The following is a 15179-nucleotide window of genomic DNA, read 5'->3' as shown; positions in this document are numbered from 1 at the left end:
GTGGTGTCGCTGGTGACGCGGCCGAAGCCGGAGGCGGAGTTGGTGGGGTTGGTGTACGGGTTGACGCCGCGGGCGAGCCTGCAGGCCTCGACCAGCGGCGCGGACGCGGGCTGGTACCGGCGCCCGGGCCTGCTGGCGGGGATCGCCCTGGTCCTGATCATCGCCCTCAACATCATCTTCGGCTGAGGAGGAACCGACATGGCGAAGACCTCGGGCACCGTGGGTGCCTTCGACATCCGCACGGTGATCGCGCTGCTGTTCGGCATCTTCGGCGCGGTGCTCGTCGTCGTCGGCGCGACCGACGGCGCGGACGAGATCACCAAGTCCGCCGGTATCAACATCAACCTCTACTCGGGCATCGGCATGCTCGTGTTCGCGGCCGCGCTCGCGGTGTGGGCCCGGCTGCGGCCGATCGCCGTCCCCACCGGGAACGACGCGTCCTGACCCGGGAAAGCGCGAGGGGCGCCATCGGCCGGGCAACTCGGTCGATGGCGCCCCTCGCGTCGCCGTGAACTGCGCGTTTGCCGTGATTTGCCAACCCTGCCGTCCCTCGTTGGGATAGCGTTGCGAGCTGTGATCGCGAGACGTGCGGTGCTCGTCGGGCTCCTGCTGATCCCGCTGGTGGCCGGCTGCACCGCGGAGCCTCCCGAGACTCCCGCGAGCAGCAGCCCGTCACCGTCGGCCTTGCCGGGCCCGCCGGCGCCGCTGCCGGGCTCCACACCGCCGGGCACGCGACTGCGATTCGGCGACAAAGCGGTGATCACCGTTGGATGGGACGACGCCCCGTCGCGGGTGGGCGTCATCGTCACCGGCGTGGAAATGGCCCCGCCCGAGGACACGGCCGCCTTGCGTTCCGCCTTCCCGGAGAGCGTCAGCCGCTGGGCGTACTTCATCCGCACCGTGCGGGTCAACGAGGACGGCGAAACCAGCGGCAACAGCGGACCGTCGGTCTACGGCGAACTGGGCGACGGCGACGCCGGCGAGTTCCGGCTGCTCAACTCGAACCTCTACCTGCCGCACTGCACCGTGCACATCCACCCGCCGGCGGACTGGTACGCCCCAGGAGGTCGGTTCGAGACCTGCCAGGTCGTGTTCGCCGACCCCGACAGGGTCCGGCTTCACATCGATGGCGGAGACATCTACTGGGAGTGATCCGGCTTCCCGGACACGTGCGGGGCGCCCGTTCGGTCATGGGCGCCCCGCACGCCGGCTTTCACGGGTTGGGAATCGCCACGACCATGCCGCGCAGTTCGTAGCCGCCGATCGCGTCGTTGAACGAGACGCGCGGCCCCTTCTGCATGTGCACGCCGGGCACGGCGAACAGCTTCTTGAGGAAGACGTCGGTCTCCATGATCGCGATGTTCGCGCCGGGGCACTTGTGCGCACCGTCCCCAAAGGACAGTCCGGGAGCGGAGGCGTCGTTGAGGGGGCGGGCCGGGCACACCTCGAGCGGCCGGTCGCCCATCGCGTGCGGGTCGGCGTTCGTCGCGCTGACCTGGATGTCGATCACCTCACCGGTCGGCACGGTGACCGTTTCCTCGTCCTCCGTCGGCAGCTCGACCGGTGCCGTGGTGCGCCGCCGGATGTGGCCGACGACCGGCTCCAGGCGCAGCAGCTCGTGCAGGATCGCGAGCCGCTCGGGCTCCTCGGCGGCGCGGTAGCGGTCGCGCAGCGGCTCGTCGGTGAACAGGTGCCACGCCGCGAGGTTGACGAACTCGCGGGTGGTGACCATGCCCGCGGCGGCGAAGGTGATGCACTCGCCGAGGATCTCGGCCGACGAGCAGCCTTCGTCGAGCAGGTGCGAGATCAGGTCGTCGCGGCGCTGCTTGCGGCGCGCGCGGACGGCGGGCCGGACGTCGCCGAAGTAGATCCCGGACCAGTTGGTGGCCTGCCGCCACACCCAGTAGAGCCCGTGGAGGCTGGTGAAGCCCGGTTCGCCGAACTCCTCCGGGAAGAACCGCTCCAGCCGGTGCTGGAGGCCGGGGCGGCTGTCGGTCAGCCCGATCACCGCGCACGCCACGTCGATGGCGAGGTTGAAGCTCAGCTCCGAGAGCTGCGCCTGCCCGGCGCCGCGGAGCTTGTCGAGCTGGGCGTCCGCCACCTGTTCCATGAGCTCGCGGTAGTTCTCGTCCACCCGGCGCGGCGTGAAGTACTTGGCGGTCTGGCGCCGGTGCTCGCGGTGCTCAGGTCCGTCCCGGTACAGCACCGGGCGCCGGATCTTGGCGGGCATCTTCTCGACCGTCTCCACCCCGAGGCCGGCCTGGACGGTGTCGGTGCTGCGCAGCGCGGTGCGCGCCGCGGCGTAGCCCCGGATCGTCCAGACGCCGTCGGAACCGCGGCTGACCGGGCAGCCGTTCTCGGGCTCGTCCCGATCGATCTTGCGTGCGTTCGTCCCGTCGGTCGACATCGGCGAACCGGTCCTTTCCACAGCCGGGTGGTCGAACATGATCCACTTCTTGTAGCAGCCCGGGACCACCCGGCGCACTGGTCTGCGTCGGTTCGTAGCGGAAATTTCACCGGCGACGCCGGGTGGCCGGGTGGTTTCAGTCGGTCACGCCAGTCGGGCGGTAGGGTGCGGCACGCGGGGTGTTCGGGGCCGTTGTGACTCACCCAATAGGATGACGGCCGACGTCGGTCTTGAGGAGTTACGCACCGTGAAGTGGCAGTTCGGCCCTTACCGGGTGGATGGCTTGATCGCGCGGGGTGGGATGGGCGAGATCCTCCGCGCGTACGACACCCGCCACGACCGCGTAGTCGCCCTCAAACTGTTGGCCCAGAACCTCGCCGCCGACGAGGAGTTCCGCGAGCGGTTCAAGCGGGAGGCGCACGCGGCAGGCCGGCTGCGGGAGCCGCACGTCATCCCGATCCACGCCTACGGCGAGATCGACGGCAGGCTCTACCTCGACATGCGCCTGGTCGAGGGCAGCGACGTCGGGTCGCTGCTCGCCGCCCATGGCCCGATGCGCCCGGCGGACGCGGTGGCGGTGCTGGAGCAGGTCGCGGAGGCGCTGGACGCCGCGCACCAGGAAGGCCTGGTGCACCGGGACGTCAAGCCGTCCAACATCCTGGTCAGCCACAGCGGATTCGCCTACCTCGTCGACTTCGGCATCGCCGCGTCGCTGCGCGCCTCCGCGACGCTGACCTCCACCGGCTACACCGTCGGCACGCTCGCCTACATGGCTCCGGAGCGGTTCGACGACGGCCCGCTCGACCACCGCGTGGACGTGTACTCGCTGGCCTGCGTGCTGTACCAGTGCCTGACCGGCGCGAAGCCGTTCGCCGGGGACACCGCGGCGTCGCTGATCAACGCGCACCTCAACCACGCGCCGCCGGTGCCGACCGGCGCCCGCAGCGACATCCCGCGCGAGTTCGACCAGATCGTCGCGCGCGGCATGGCGAAGAACCCGGCCGATCGCTTCGGCAGCGCCGGCGAGCTGGCGCGGGCGGCGCGCCAGGCGCTGACCAGCGTCACGGCGATCCCGCCGCAGTTCGCCGCGCTGCCGGCGGAGCCGAAGCGGAAGGGCGCCGCGCGCTGGGTGTACGTGCTGGCCGGGGTCGGCGTGGTCGCGGCCGTGGCCGGCGTGGCGGCCTTCGCAACCACGATGAGCAACGAGCCGGGCCGGGCGATTCCGGCCGAGGACCGTTCGCCGCTGCTGACGCAGACGAGCACGGTGCTGACCTCGGAGCCGCCGCCGTCCAGCACGCCGCCGCCTCCGCCGCCGTCCTCCGCGCCCGCCCCGCCGCCGGTGCAGGACCCCGCAACGCAGGCGCCGGAAACCCAGGAGCCGGCGGAGGATCCGGAGACGCCGCCGGCGAAGCCGACGCAGACCAAGTGGTGCCAGTCGGTCAGCTACGAGGGAGCCGAACGCGGCAACGGCTGCTTCGAGGCGGTCGGCGACCACCTCTTCGCGCAGGACACCAGCAAAGACGGCATGTGGATCAAGACGGTTTCGGAGACCGACTACGGCCGCAAGGACGAGTGCAAGGACACCAACACCGCCGAGGGGCCCCCGGTCGACTGCAACCTGGATCTGAGCGAGAAGGGCAAGGTTCGCATCAAGGTCGAGCTCTGGGACGGCAAGACCAAGGTCAGCGAGAGTCCCTGGTCGAAGTTCGTCCCGATCGGCCAGTGATCGCGCCGGTTCAGGCGGTGGGCCACAGCTCGGCCGCGGCGATGCGGGTCGGGCTGAACTCCTGGATCGTCGCCACCGCGGCGCCGCTGGTCACGAACGGGTCGCTGGCCACCGCCGCCTTGACCTCGGCCCGGCTGCCGTCGAGCACCATCATTCCGCCGGTCCGCGGCTCCAGTCGGCCCGCCAACCGGACGAGGCCGCGGGCGAAGGCTCCATCCGGGTTGTCGTAGTGCGCGTCGAGCAGCGAGTCGATCTTCGCCAGGTCGGTGTAGTTCAGGAGCACGAGGAACATCTGTCGGCCTTCCGCTGCTTGGCTGTCACAGCCAGCAAAACGTGCCGCGGCGGGGCTGTCCAAGACCGGTTCGCGGGCAGGCCATAGGCTGGTCCTATGGCCTCGGCGTCGGATGATTCGGGTGGGACCGAACTGCGGCATCTGCGGTATTTCGCCGCGGTCGCCGAGGCGGGCACGATCACCGAGGCCGCGCGCCGGCTGCGCATCGCGCAGCCGAGCCTCAGCCAGCAGATCCGGTCGCTGGAGCGCCGGATCGGCGTCGAGCTGTTCCGCCGCAGCGCGCACGGGATGGAACTCACCGGTGCCGGGCGGGCGCTGCGCGACGGCGTCCGGCAGGTCTTCGACGCGCTCGACTCGGCGGTTGCCGCCGCCCGCGACGCACCGCTGTCGGCGGCGGTCGGGGTGTGCTCCGGAGTGCCGAGCGAGCTGATCAGCCGGGTCGAAGCGGCGCTGGGAGAGGCGTGGCGCTCCGAATCCGCGACACCGCTGGAGATCTGCTTCGAGCCGGTGGACTCCGCGCGGCAGGCCGAGCTGCTGCGCCGGGGCGAGCTCGACTTCGGGCTCGTGCGGCGGCCGATCGCGGACGACGGCCTGAAAGCGGTCACCGTGAGCGATGAGCCGCTCGGCGTGGTGGTGCACGGTTCGCATCCGCTGGCATCCCGGACCACAGTGGACTGGGCGGATCTCGCGGGGCAGAACCTCTTGTGGTTCCCCGATTCCCGGGCACCCGGCTACGCGGCGACGATCCTGGCACACCTCGACCGGCAGGGCTGGGCGCCGGAAGTCGTGCGCGCCCGGCACACCAGTCACGCGCTGTTCGTGCACAACCTCCGCAACGACACCGTCGTGGCTCTGCGGCCCAGCGGCGCGGTCGCAGACATACCCGAGCTCGTCTGGTTGCCCTTCGCCGCCGACCCCCCGCGCGAGCGACTCGCGCTCGCCACCACCAGCAGCAGCACCTGGGCGCCGCTGCTGGTGGCCGCGGCGAAGCTCGTCGGGTGACTGGACCCGGGCCGCCGGGTCACAGCCGCGGGTCGACGGGCTCGGATTCCAGTGCCAGCACGGCGAAAACGCACTCGTGCACCCGCCACAGCGGCTCGCCCCGCGCGACCCGCTCCAAGCCCTCCAGGCCGAGCGCGTACTCGCGGGTGGCGAGGCCGCGCTTGCGGCCGAGGGATCGCTGGCGGAGGCGCTCCAGGTTCGCCGCCTCGGTGTAGTCGGGTCCGTAGATGATCCGCAGGTACTCGCGCCCGCGCACCTTCACGCCCGGCTGCGCCAGGCCGCGCTGCCCCCTGGTGAGGTTCGCCGCCGGCTTGACCACCATGCCCTCGCCGCCGTCCCCGGTCAGCTCCTCCCACCACGCGACGCCCGCCGCGATCGAGGCCGGATCGGTGGTGTCCACGGCGAGCCTGCGGGTTGTGGCGAACAGTTCCGGGTCGGTGCCGACGAGCCGGTCCGCCACCGCCAGGTGCCATCCGTGCTCGCGGTCGTGGTAGGTCCGGCCCTCGGTGGCCAGCACCTGGAACGGCGCGAGCCGCACTCCGGTCAGCCCCTCGGTCGGCCAGCAGTACCTGCGGTACGCCTCGCGGTAGGCGTCGGCATTCGCCGCCCGAGCAACGGTTTTGGCGTGCAGGTCGGCGACGTCGACGCCGCGTTGCGACGCGGCGGCCAGGATCTCCACGGCACTGGGCAACGCCGCCGACGCCGCAGCGCCGACCGCGGCGTACTGGTCCATGATCAGGCCGCGAGCCTTCGCGCTCCACGGCATGAGTTCGGCGTCCAGCAGCAGCCAGTCCGTCGACAGCTCCTCCCACAGCCCAGCCGAAGCCACGGCCGCGCGCACGCGGCCGAGCAGCTCCTCGGTCTGGTCGGGCGCGAAGAACGGCCTTCCGGTGCGGGTGTGCACTGCGCCCGGGCCGTCGATGCCGAATCTGGTCATGCCCGTCGAAGAATCCCGGCACACCAGCACGATGGCTCGCGAGCCCATGTGCTTCTCCTCGCACAGCACGTCCTGCACGCCCGCCGCGAGGTAGCCGGAGAAGGCGTCTTCGGGGTGCTCCAGCACGTCGGGACGCCTAGAGGTGGCGACCGGCGCCATGGTCGGCGGCAGGTACAGCAGCCACCGCGGGTCGATCGCGAAGCGGCTCATCACCTCCAGGGCCGCGGCCGCCCGCTCGGACTGGACGGCGATCCGCCCGTGGTGCCGGGTTTCCACCGAACGACGGCCCGCGACGTCGTCGAGGTTGAGCACGTGCGGCTCCCGCCGCGACACCGAATCCGCCGCCGGCGGCAGCTCCTCGGGCGGGAGCAGCGGGCGCTTCGGCTCGTACCAGACTCGGTGCGCCCGCACCGAAACGACCTCGCGCTCCGGGTAGCGCAGCGCCGTGAGCTTGCCGCCGAAGACGCAGCCGGTGTCCAGGCACATCGTGCCGTTCACCCACTCCGCCTCGGGCATCGGAGTGTGGCCGTAGAGCACCATCGCCTTGCCGCGGTAGTCGCTGGCCCACGGGTAGCGCACCGGCAGCCCGAACTCGTCGATCTCGCCGGTGGTCTCGCCGAACAGCGCGAAGCTGCGCACGGCTCCCGACGCCCGGCCGTGGAAGTGCTCGGGCAGCCCGGCGTGGGCCACCACGAGCTTGCCGTCGTCGAGCACGTAGTGCGCGACCAAGCCGTCGCAGAACTCCTCCGCCCGCTTGCGGAATTCCGCGGGCTCGGCGGAGAGCTGCGCCAGCGATTCGGCCAGGCCGTGCGCGATCTTGACGTTTCGGCCGCGCAGCGCGCGAACGAACTTCTGCTCGTGGTTGCCGGACACCACCAGCGCGGTCCCGGCCTCGGCCATGCCCATGACCAGCCGGAGCACGCCAGGGGTGTCCGGGCCGCGATCCACCAGGTCGCCGACGAACACCGCGCGCCGGCCTTCCGGATGCGCGGCGCCGGTGGCGCGCCGCTCCTCGTCGCGCTCGATGGCGTATCCGAGGGATTCGAGCAGCTCCTCCAACTCGGCGCGGCAGCCGTGCACGTCGCCGATCACGTCGAACGGCCCGGTCTCGGCGCGCTTGTCGTTGAGCAGCGGCTCGATCTCGACGGTGGCCGCCGCCACCTCTTCGACGCTGCGCAGCACGTGCACGCGCCGGAAACCCTCGCGCTGCAACGACTTCAGCGACCGGCGGAGCTCGGCGCGGTGCCGCCGGACGACCGGCGCGCCGAAATCCCGGTCGGGGCGGGCCGCGTTGCGCTCCAGGCACACCGACTCGGGCATGTCGAGCACGATGGCGACCGGCAGCACGTGGTGCTTCCTCGCCAGCTCGACCAATGTGGACCGGGAGCCGCGCTGGACGTTGGTGGCGTCGATGACCGTGATCCGCCCGGCCGCCAGCCGCTTGCCCGCGACGTAGTGCAGCGCGTCGAAGGCGTCCGCGCTGGCCGACTGGTCGGATTCGTCGTCGGCGACGAGGCCGCGGAAGTAGTCGCTGGAGAGCACCTGCGTCGGCGCGAAGTGGTCGCGCGCGAAGGTCGACTTCCCCGAGCCAGAGGCGCCGATCAGCACCACCAGTGCCATGTCCGGAATGGACAGCCGCATCACGCCACCGCCGTCCTGGTGAACACCGCGAGCTGCGTCGGCGCCCCGACCTCGGGATCCTCCGGCCCGACGGGCAGGTGCTCGACGGCGTAGCCGTGCCGGTCGGCCACGCCGCCGGCCCACTGCCGGAACTGCGGCCGCGTCCACTCGAAGCGGTGGTCGGAATGCCGGAACGCACCGGCGGGCAGGTTCTCGAAACGCACGTTGTACTCCACGTTCGGGGTGGTCACGACGACCGCGCCGGGCCGGGCGGCGGCGAACACCGCGTGCTCCAGCGCGGCCAGCCGGGGAGGGTCGACGTGCTCGATGACCTCCATGAGCACGGCCGCATCGAATCCGGCGAGGGCGGCATCCACGTAGGTCAGCGCGGACTGGCGCAGCGCGAGCCGCTCGCGCTGGCGCTCGGGAAGCCGCTCGAAGCGGCGCGCGGCGACTTCGAGCGCGCGGGCCGACACGTCCACGCCGACGATCTCGGTGAACGAAGGCTCCTGGATCAGGTCGTGCAGCAGGGCCCCGCCGCCGCAACCGAGGTCGAGCACGCGGCGCGCCCCGCTCGCCTTGAGCGCGGCCAGCACGCTGCCGCGGCGCTGCACGGCCAGCGGAACGTCCTGTTCGGACGTTCCGGTCACCACCGGCTCGGTCAGCGCGTCGTCCAGCTCGTCGGCGCCGGATTCGGCCAGCTGCGCCAGGGCCGAGCGGACGTAGGACTTGCGGTGCGCCAGGTACCGGCTGCTGATCAGCTCCCGCTCGGGGTGATCGGCCAGCCAGCCGTCACCGGCCCGCAGCAGCTTGTCCACCTCGTCCGAGCCGACCCAGTAGTGCTTCGTGTCGTCAAGCACGGGAATCAGCACGTAGAGGTGCTTGAGCGCGGCGGAGACGCGCAGGTCGCCGGACAGCCGCAGGTCCACGTAGCGGGAGTCGCCCCAGCCCGGGATCTCCGGCTCCAGCGGCACCGGCGCGGCCTCGACCCGCCAGCCCAGCGGCTCGAACAGCCGCGCGGCCAGCTCCGCGCCGCCCCGGCACGGCAACGCGGGAACCCTGACCCGCAACGGAATCGGCGTCTCGGCCAACTCCGGCCGCGCATCGCAACGCCCGTTCAGCGCGGTCCGGAACACCGAACCCAACGCCACCGCGAGCAGTGAGCCCGCGGCGTAGGGCCGGTCGTTGACGTACTGGCCCAGCGCGAAGGCGTCGTTGCGCTTGCCTCGCACCAGCTTGACCGGATCGACGTCCAGCAACAGCGCTGCGGTGCACTCGTCCTCCGCGGCGACCGGGTAGAAGACGTGCGCCGTTCCACCGGCCACCGGGAAGGCTTGCGCCTTCTCCGGATGCTTGTGCAGCAGGAAGCCGAGATCGGAAGCCGGTCGGTGCGTGGTGGTGAGGGTGACGAGCACGGCCACAGTGTGCCCCAACACCCGGCACCGGCGAACCTCCATTTTCAGAGGCTCGAGCCGCCCGCGACGTACGCCGACGGGCGTACGGCAGGAGTCGATTGCGGCCCGATGTGCCGGCGGGGGAGCCCGGCCAGAGTTGTTCCTGCGGCGCTCGGACCGTCCCGGCGCCGATCCGCAAGCCTTCGGGAGGCGATCGTGTCGAACCGGCCGGCACCGACCAAGCGCGGCGCGCGTCGGCTTTCACCGCGCGCCTACAAGCTGTGGAGCTCGGTCCACCTCGTCGTCGCGGCCGGATGGCTGGGGGTCACGGCGGCCAAGCTGCTACTCGGCCTGACCGCCGTGCTGACCGCCGCACCGCCTCGCGCGGAAAGCCTGTACCTGGCCACGGACGCGATCGACATCGCATTCCCGCCGCTGGCGATCGCCACGCTGCTGTCCGGCATCGTGCTCTCGCTGGGCACCAGATGGGGCCTGCTGCGGCACTACTGGGTGGTGACGAAGCTGGTGCTGACCGTCGCGGTGATCGTGACCGCGGTGCAGCTCGAAGACCGGTACGTGCGCCGCGCGGTACCGGCCTTGGAATGGCGGGACGAGGGCACGTTCTTCGACGCTCAGCCGTGGTCGGCCGGCCTCCTGCTCGCCCTGCTCGTGCTCCACTTGATCATGCTGCTGGTGGCGACGGTGCTGTCGGTCTACAAGCCGTGGGGCAAAACGCGAAAACCCGCACCGCGCACCGAAACCACCAGTCCGGCACGAATATAAGAGTCTGTCAGGGGTACTTGGTACGTTCTCACGAACTGGTTCGGAGAACTGCGGAGGTACATCGCATGACCAATGGGGCGCCACCGGACATCGAAGTGAAGCCGTGGCGCGAGCGGTCGAACACGATCGGGATCCTCCCGGGAAAGGCCAGCGAGCAGACCGAATCGCTGCGGCGCGTCGTTTCCCAACTGCCACTGCCGGGCGGGAGCCGGATCGACCTCCTGTCGGCCCAGGGCGACCCCAAGACGGTCTCCTGCGACAGCCTCTGCCGGAACCAGCTCACCCGCGGGGCCTTGGTCATGCGCGGGACGGACTCCGAGTGGGTCGCGACCTCTGAGGCGCTGCACTGGTTCGAATCCGACGACAGCGCCTTCCTCGCTCACCACCTGCACGCGAACGTAAAGCTGTTCGGCGAACTCCTCGCGGAGGTGAACGACGAGACCCGAACCGCCGACCTGCTGCAGTTGGCCGGACGCTACGGCCTGCATTGGACGAGCCCAGATCAGATCTTCCGGCGGCTCGGGTGGTTGCAGAGCCTCGGTCTGGTGGAACGCTGGGGCTTCAGCAAGCTGGTGGTTACCGAACAGGGGCGCGACTTCCTGTCGTCGATCGAGCTCTGCCGACCCGAAGAGGCGCTGGGCCAGGTGTCCAACGGCACCGAGGAGCAGGCGGAACTGGACGAGGCGAGCGCGAGCGTGGCCGCGGCGATCGCTGACCTCGACGCCCAGAAGCTCGCCGAGCGCAAGGTCCTGATCGGCTACATCCCGCGCGGGCAGAAGGTCTCCGGCCGTCCCATCGGTTCCGGTCAGGCAGGTGTGCTGGAAGCAATGCGGAACTTCGTCGAGTTGCTGGGCGACGGAGCTTCTACCGACGAGTTCTTCCGGCGGGCCAACGAGCAACTCGGGCTGAAGAAGAGCTCCTTCACGCAAAGCATGCACACGTTCCGGAACATGCGGCTGATCGACATGATCTCCTTCAACCGCTACGCGCTCACCCGCGAAGGGGAGACGCTGTTGCAGGCCGGAAACGAAGTCGATCTCATCCGATTCCTGCACACCCGCTACCGGTTCGTGGGCGAGCTCCTCGCACACCTGGAATCGACCACGCCGGTCGCCGAACTCGTGGCGGCCGCAACCGAGCAGTTCGGTTTCCACCAGGTCGAAGGCGGTGAAATCCGCACGCGCCTCGGCTTGATGGCCGACGCGGGTCTGGTGGAACGCATCGACTGGACCCGGTACCGGTCGACCTCGACCGGCCGGTTGCTCGCGGAAGAGCTGCTCTTGGAATCCCCGACCACAGCGGAATCCGCTCCGCGACAGGAATCACCGGCAGATGGGCCGGACAACTCCGCGCTCGCCCAGGTGACTGCCGATCTGCGGCGCTGCTCCAGGCTCAGCGACGCGACCAGCAGCGACTTCGAGCAGGCGGTGGCGAGGGCCTTCGAGCTCTTCGGCTTCCGCTCCGAACACCTCGGCGGCAGCGGGCGAACCGACGTCCTCGTGACGGCGGAGTTGTCGGCCGCGGACAGCTTCCGCTCCATCGTCGATGCCAAGGCTTCGGCGACCGGCTTGATCGGCGACAATTCGATCAAGTTCGACGCGCTCAAGGATCACCAGCGGAAGCACCGCGCGGATTTCGGCATGGTAGTCGGGCCCGACTTCTCGAGCCGGGTCAAGGAGTGGGCTGCCAACAACAGGTTCACGCTCCTGACCGTGGACGAGTTGATCGGGCTTCTCGAACGCCATCAGCGGACCCCGCTGACGCTGCCCGAGCTGAAGGGGCTGTTCGAGCACTCGGACTCCGATCTCGCGGAAGTCGAAGAGCAGTACGACGAAGCCGAGCACTCCGCCAAGATCCTCACCCGCCTCGTCGACATGCTCTACCAGGAGGCGAACGAAGAGGACCCGGTCGCCGAGGGCTTCATCAGCGTGGAGAACCTCCACTACGTGCTCAGGAAGGAGATGACGCCTCGGCCGTCGCGGACGGCCATCGAGGATGCCCTGCAGTTCCTGGCCAGCCCACTGGTCAAAGCGGTCGTCCAGCGCCAGGACAAGTACAAGCTGGTCGACGCGCCGTCGAACATCATGCGGCGGCTGTGCGGCTTGGGAACCGGGCTCGACGGACTCTCCGTGGACGACGGCGCCGACTAGGCGCGCTAGTCGGCGAGGCCGGATTGGTAGGCGAAGACGACGAGCTGGGCGCGATCGCGTGCGCCCAGCTTGATCATCGCCCGGCTGACGTGGGTTCGGGCCGTCGCCGGGCTGACCACCAGGCGCTCCGCGATCTCCTCGTTGTTCAGGCCCTCCGCGACCAGGCCGAGCACCTCGCGCTCCCGTTCGGTGAGCGTGTGCAGCTGCGGGTGCGGGCGGCGCGACCGCGGTGCCATCGACACGAACTCCCGGACCAGCTGCCGGGTCGCCGACGGCGCCAGCAGCGCCTCGCCGCCGGCCACCAGCCGGATCGCCCGGAGCAGGTCGACCGGTTTGGTGTCCTTCAGCAGGAAGCCGCTGGCACCGCCGCGCAGCGCGGCGAAGACGTACTCGTCGACCTCAAAGGTGGTCAGCACGATCACCTTGGTGTCCGGCAGCTCCGGGTCCGCGGTGATCCGCCGGGTGGCCTCCAGCCCGTCGACGCCGGCCATCCGCACGTCCATCAGGATCACGTCCGGCCGGTGCTCGCGCGCCGCGGCCACCGCCGCCAGCCCGTCGGCGGCCTCGCCGACGCAGGTCAGGTCGTCCTCGTTGTCGAGGAGGGTGCGCAGTCCGATGCGGACGAGGTCCTGGTCGTCGACGATCAGCACGGTGATCATGGATGTCCTTCGATGGGCAGGCGGGCGTGCACTTCGAACCGGCCGTCCCCGGTGGGACCGGCGGCGAACTCGCCACCCAGCGCCGCGACGCGCTGCCGCATGCCGGGAATGCCGAGCCCGCCGCTGTCGCCAGGCGAGCCGGTGAGCGGGTTGGTGACCGTGATGACCAGCGCATCGGCCGCGTAGTCGAGCGTGACCGACGCGCGCTTGTCGCCGCTGTGGCGCAGCACGTTGGTCAGCGACTCCTGCAGGATCCGGTAGCCGGTCAGGTCGACCGAGGCAGGCAGCTCCCGCGGCTCACCGGTGGTGGCGAGCTGGACCTGAACACCGGCCTCGCCCATCCGCTTCCGCAGGTCGTCGAGCCTGGCCAGGCCCGGCGTCGGGCCCTGCGAGGCGGTTCGGCGCACCACGGCCAGTGTCGCGCGCAGCTCCTCCAGCGCATCGCTGCTCGTGCGGCTGATCGCCTCCAGCGCGACTTCGGCCTGCTCCGGTTTCTTCGGCAGCACGTGCAACGCGACGTCCGCCTGCATCTTGATCGCGGCCAGCCCGTGGCCCACGACGTCGTGCACCTCCTGCGCGATCCGCAGCCGCTCGTCGTCGACGCGCTGGCGCAGCGTCTCGGCCCTGGCCCGCGCCGCCGCCTCGCGTTGCAGCCGGACGACGAGGCCCACCGCGAACGGCACCACCACCCACGCCGAACCCGGGATCACGCCGAACAGTCCGGGCAGCGCGCCGCTGGTGAAGATGTGGACCAGCAGCATGAGCAGGGCGGCGAGTGCCGTCGGCGCCGAGGTGGCCGGCGGGCGGTGCCTGGCGGCCGAGTAGACGGCGATCATCAACGCCAGCAGGATCGGGCCGTAGGTGTAGTCCAGCACCAGGTAAGTCGAGGTGAGCGCGGCGGCGACGAGCAGCGTCGCGACCGGCTGGCGCCGCCGCAGCACCAGGACCAGCCCGGTGGCGGCCACCAGCCCCACACCGATGGCGTCGACCGGCCGGTGCGCGGTCGCGGTCCAGCGGTCGGCGCCGAGCGTGCCGACGATGCCGACCAACGTGACCAGGGCCGCGAGGACGACGTCCCCGATCAGCGATTTCATCCCGCGCATGCTGGCAGTTTCCGCGATGCGCGCGCCGCGCGGGTCGTCCCAGGAGCGAACATCCGCCTACTCTCCCCGACGTAGTCGCGGCGCGAGCTCGGGGAGGCGTCGCAGCCACGCCCGAGGTCCGGGAGTCTCGCATTTCAGCGCGGCGACCGCTGCGGCGCTTTCGATCCTGGCCGGGATGCCGGATCCGGGCTCGCAGGCGAAGAAGCAGTAGGCGCCGTGGAAGACGTCGCCCGCGCCGAGCGTGTCGACCGCCTGGATGTGCGGTGGCGGCACCGCGCCGTGATCGCCGTCGTGCCACCAGCGGACCGGGTCGGCGCCGTGCGTGGTGATCACGGTCGGAACGCCCTGGTCGACCAGGGCTCGGGCCGTCGCATCGGCGGTTGGCGAGCCCGGCACCCGGAAGTCGGCCGAGGCGATCACCGCCTCGGCGCGTGGCAGCAGCGGCCCCATGGCCGGCTTCCAGCGTCCGGCGTCCACCACGATCGGCGCCGATGCCGCGTCGACGGCCGCGTCGGCGAGCACCGGGTGGTGGCCGTCGAGCAGGACGATGTCGGCCGCGCCGACGAGTTCGGCCAGATCCGGCGCCCGGTGCACCTGCAGCGCGGTGGTGTCGATGCCGACGACCGAGCGCTCCCCGGTGCCGCGGGTGACCGCGACGGCCGACACCGGGGCGTCCGCGGTCCGGTCCTCGGCCGCGTCGACGACGGTGACCGAGCAGGACTCCAGATCGGCCCGGATGACCGCCGCGACCGGGCTGCGGCCGATCGCCGTGACCAGCACCGCTTCGCCACCCAACCCGGCGAAGGTCACCGCCGCGTTCGCCGCCGGCCCGCCGGCCGCGACGAACTGGGCGGCCGCGGTGGCCTTCTGGTCGGCGGCCGGGCGCGCGTCGACGTGGTGCACCACGTCCAGGGTGGTCAGGCCGACGAACACGCCGCGCGGTGGTGCAGCCATGCTGACAGTGTAGGGAAATCGGGCACCGCTTCCGTCCTCAATGGGCCGATCCGGTGGCCACCGGGGAAAGACTTGTCCGGCCATGGTCGCGTTCTTACGATGCCGGTGTTGATCAGTCGGAAAGAGCTTTGAACGCACGCCCTCGACGTGGA

Annotated in this window: 13 protein-coding genes and 1 pseudogene; 7 read left to right on the top strand and 7 right to left on the bottom strand. The window is 70.9% G+C overall.

The genetic code is table 11. The features are described 5' to 3' along the window. The 3 genes and pseudogenes from AB0I53_RS21740 to AB0I53_RS21730 form a co-directional block, all read left to right on the top strand. Positions 1 to 186 (top strand): annotated as a pseudogene (locus AB0I53_RS21740) (Na+/galactose cotransporter); the annotation flags it as partial. Between the two features lie 12 nt (positions 187 to 198). After that, positions 199 to 444, top strand: coding sequence for a hypothetical protein (locus AB0I53_RS21735; protein ID WP_358605700.1), 246 nt, complete (start codon positions 199 to 201; stop codon positions 442 to 444). 129 nt (positions 445 to 573) lie between these two features. Further along, positions 574 to 1152: a hypothetical protein gene (locus AB0I53_RS21730; RefSeq protein ID WP_358605697.1), complete on the top strand. Its 579-nt coding sequence runs from the start codon at positions 574 to 576 to the stop codon at positions 1150 to 1152. Positions 1153 to 1213: 61 nt separating this feature from the next. On the opposite strand, the gene AB0I53_RS21725 is transcribed toward AB0I53_RS21730, so the two are convergent. Next, entirely contained in the window at positions 1214 to 2446 is a 1233-nt protein-coding gene (locus tag AB0I53_RS21725) for a cytochrome P450 (protein ID WP_358605694.1), read from the bottom strand. A gap of 208 nt (positions 2447 to 2654) precedes the next feature. Here AB0I53_RS21725 and AB0I53_RS21720 point away from each other — a divergent pair, with 208 nt between their 5' ends. Continuing rightward, on the top strand, positions 2655 to 4133 hold the full coding sequence (locus AB0I53_RS21720) for a serine/threonine-protein kinase (protein WP_358605691.1): 1479 nt from the start codon (positions 2655 to 2657) through the stop codon (positions 4131 to 4133). 10 nt (positions 4134 to 4143) lie between these two features. Here AB0I53_RS21720 and AB0I53_RS21715 read toward each other — a convergent pair whose 3' ends face one another. Beyond that, positions 4144 to 4425, bottom strand: coding sequence for a YciI family protein (locus AB0I53_RS21715; RefSeq protein WP_358605688.1), 282 nt, complete (start codon positions 4423 to 4425; stop codon positions 4144 to 4146). 96 nt (positions 4426 to 4521) lie between these two features. Here AB0I53_RS21715 and AB0I53_RS21710 point away from each other — a divergent pair, with 96 nt between their 5' ends. Then, entirely contained in the window at positions 4522 to 5427 is a 906-nt protein-coding gene (locus AB0I53_RS21710; protein ID WP_358605685.1) for a LysR family transcriptional regulator, read from the top strand. 19 nt (positions 5428 to 5446) lie between these two features. On the opposite strand, the gene AB0I53_RS21705 is transcribed toward AB0I53_RS21710, so the two are convergent. Together AB0I53_RS21705 and AB0I53_RS21700 are read right to left on the bottom strand one after the other, a co-directional pair. After that, complete coding sequence (locus tag AB0I53_RS21705; protein WP_358605682.1) at positions 5447 to 8005, bottom strand: polynucleotide kinase-phosphatase; 2559 nt, start codon at positions 8003 to 8005, stop codon at positions 5447 to 5449. Continuing rightward, entirely contained in the window at positions 8005 to 9399 is a 1395-nt protein-coding gene (locus AB0I53_RS21700; protein ID WP_358605715.1) for a 3' terminal RNA ribose 2'-O-methyltransferase Hen1, read from the bottom strand. The genes AB0I53_RS21705 and AB0I53_RS21700 overlap by 1 nt, the downstream gene beginning before the upstream one ends. 195 nt (positions 9400 to 9594) lie before the next feature. Between AB0I53_RS21700 and AB0I53_RS21695 the strand changes: the two genes are divergently transcribed. Continuing rightward, positions 9595 to 10161 (top strand): hypothetical protein, encoded by a 567-nt coding sequence (locus AB0I53_RS21695; RefSeq protein WP_358605679.1) that lies wholly within the window; start codon positions 9595 to 9597, stop codon positions 10159 to 10161. Further along, positions 10101 to 12311 carry a restriction endonuclease gene (locus AB0I53_RS21690; RefSeq protein ID WP_358605676.1) on the top strand — a complete coding sequence of 737 codons (2211 nt, stop codon included), beginning with the start codon at positions 10101 to 10103 and terminating at the stop codon, positions 12309 to 12311. Before AB0I53_RS21695 ends, AB0I53_RS21690 begins: the two co-directional genes overlap by 61 nt. Positions 12312 to 12316: 5 nt before the next feature. Here AB0I53_RS21690 and AB0I53_RS21685 read toward each other — a convergent pair whose 3' ends face one another. From AB0I53_RS21685 to AB0I53_RS21675, 3 genes are all read right to left on the bottom strand, one after another. Continuing rightward, the gene (locus AB0I53_RS21685; RefSeq protein ID WP_358605673.1) at positions 12317 to 12970 is read right to left on the bottom strand and encodes a response regulator transcription factor; all 654 of its coding nucleotides are present in this window, start codon (positions 12968 to 12970) and stop codon (positions 12317 to 12319) included. Next, on the bottom strand, positions 12967 to 14064 hold the full coding sequence (locus AB0I53_RS21680; protein ID WP_358605671.1) for a histidine kinase: 1098 nt from the start codon (positions 14062 to 14064) through the stop codon (positions 12967 to 12969). Before AB0I53_RS21680 ends, AB0I53_RS21685 begins: the two co-directional genes overlap by 4 nt. A 66-nt stretch (positions 14065 to 14130) precedes the next feature. Beyond that, on the bottom strand, positions 14131 to 15027 hold the full coding sequence (locus AB0I53_RS21675; protein WP_358605668.1) for a PfkB family carbohydrate kinase: 897 nt from the start codon (positions 15025 to 15027) through the stop codon (positions 14131 to 14133). Between the last annotated feature and the right edge of the window lie 152 nt (positions 15028 to 15179).

Source organism: Saccharopolyspora sp. NPDC050389, from assembly GCF_040655595.1.
Lineage (GTDB): Bacteria > Actinomycetota > Actinomycetes > Mycobacteriales > Pseudonocardiaceae > Saccharopolyspora.
The sequence above is the reverse complement of the archived record's forward strand: the minus strand, read 5'-3'. Positions and strand labels throughout refer to the sequence as shown.

Bases quoted from the DNA above. Each gene is read 5' to 3' on its own strand.
- AB0I53_RS21735 (WP_358605700.1), top strand. From the start codon at position 199: ATGGCGAAGACCTCGGGCACCGTGGGTGCCTTCGACATCCGCACGGTG.
- AB0I53_RS21725 (WP_358605694.1), bottom strand. From the start codon at position 2,446: ATGTTCGACCACCCGGCTGTGGAAAGGACCGGTTCGCCGATGTCGACC.
- AB0I53_RS21715 (WP_358605688.1), bottom strand. From the start codon at position 4,425: ATGTTCCTCGTGCTCCTGAACTACACCGACCTGGCGAAGATCGACTCG.
- AB0I53_RS21710 (WP_358605685.1), top strand. From the start codon at position 4,522: ATGGCCTCGGCGTCGGATGATTCGGGTGGGACCGAACTGCGGCATCTG.
- AB0I53_RS21705 (WP_358605682.1), bottom strand. From the start codon at position 8,005: ATGCGGCTGTCCATTCCGGACATGGCACTGGTGGTGCTGATCGGCGCC.
- AB0I53_RS21685 (WP_358605673.1), bottom strand. From the start codon at position 12,970: ATGATCACCGTGCTGATCGTCGACGACCAGGACCTCGTCCGCATCGGA.
- AB0I53_RS21680 (WP_358605671.1), bottom strand. From the start codon at position 14,064: ATGAAATCGCTGATCGGGGACGTCGTCCTCGCGGCCCTGGTCACGTTG.
- AB0I53_RS21675 (WP_358605668.1), bottom strand. From the start codon at position 15,027: ATGGCTGCACCACCGCGCGGCGTGTTCGTCGGCCTGACCACCCTGGAC.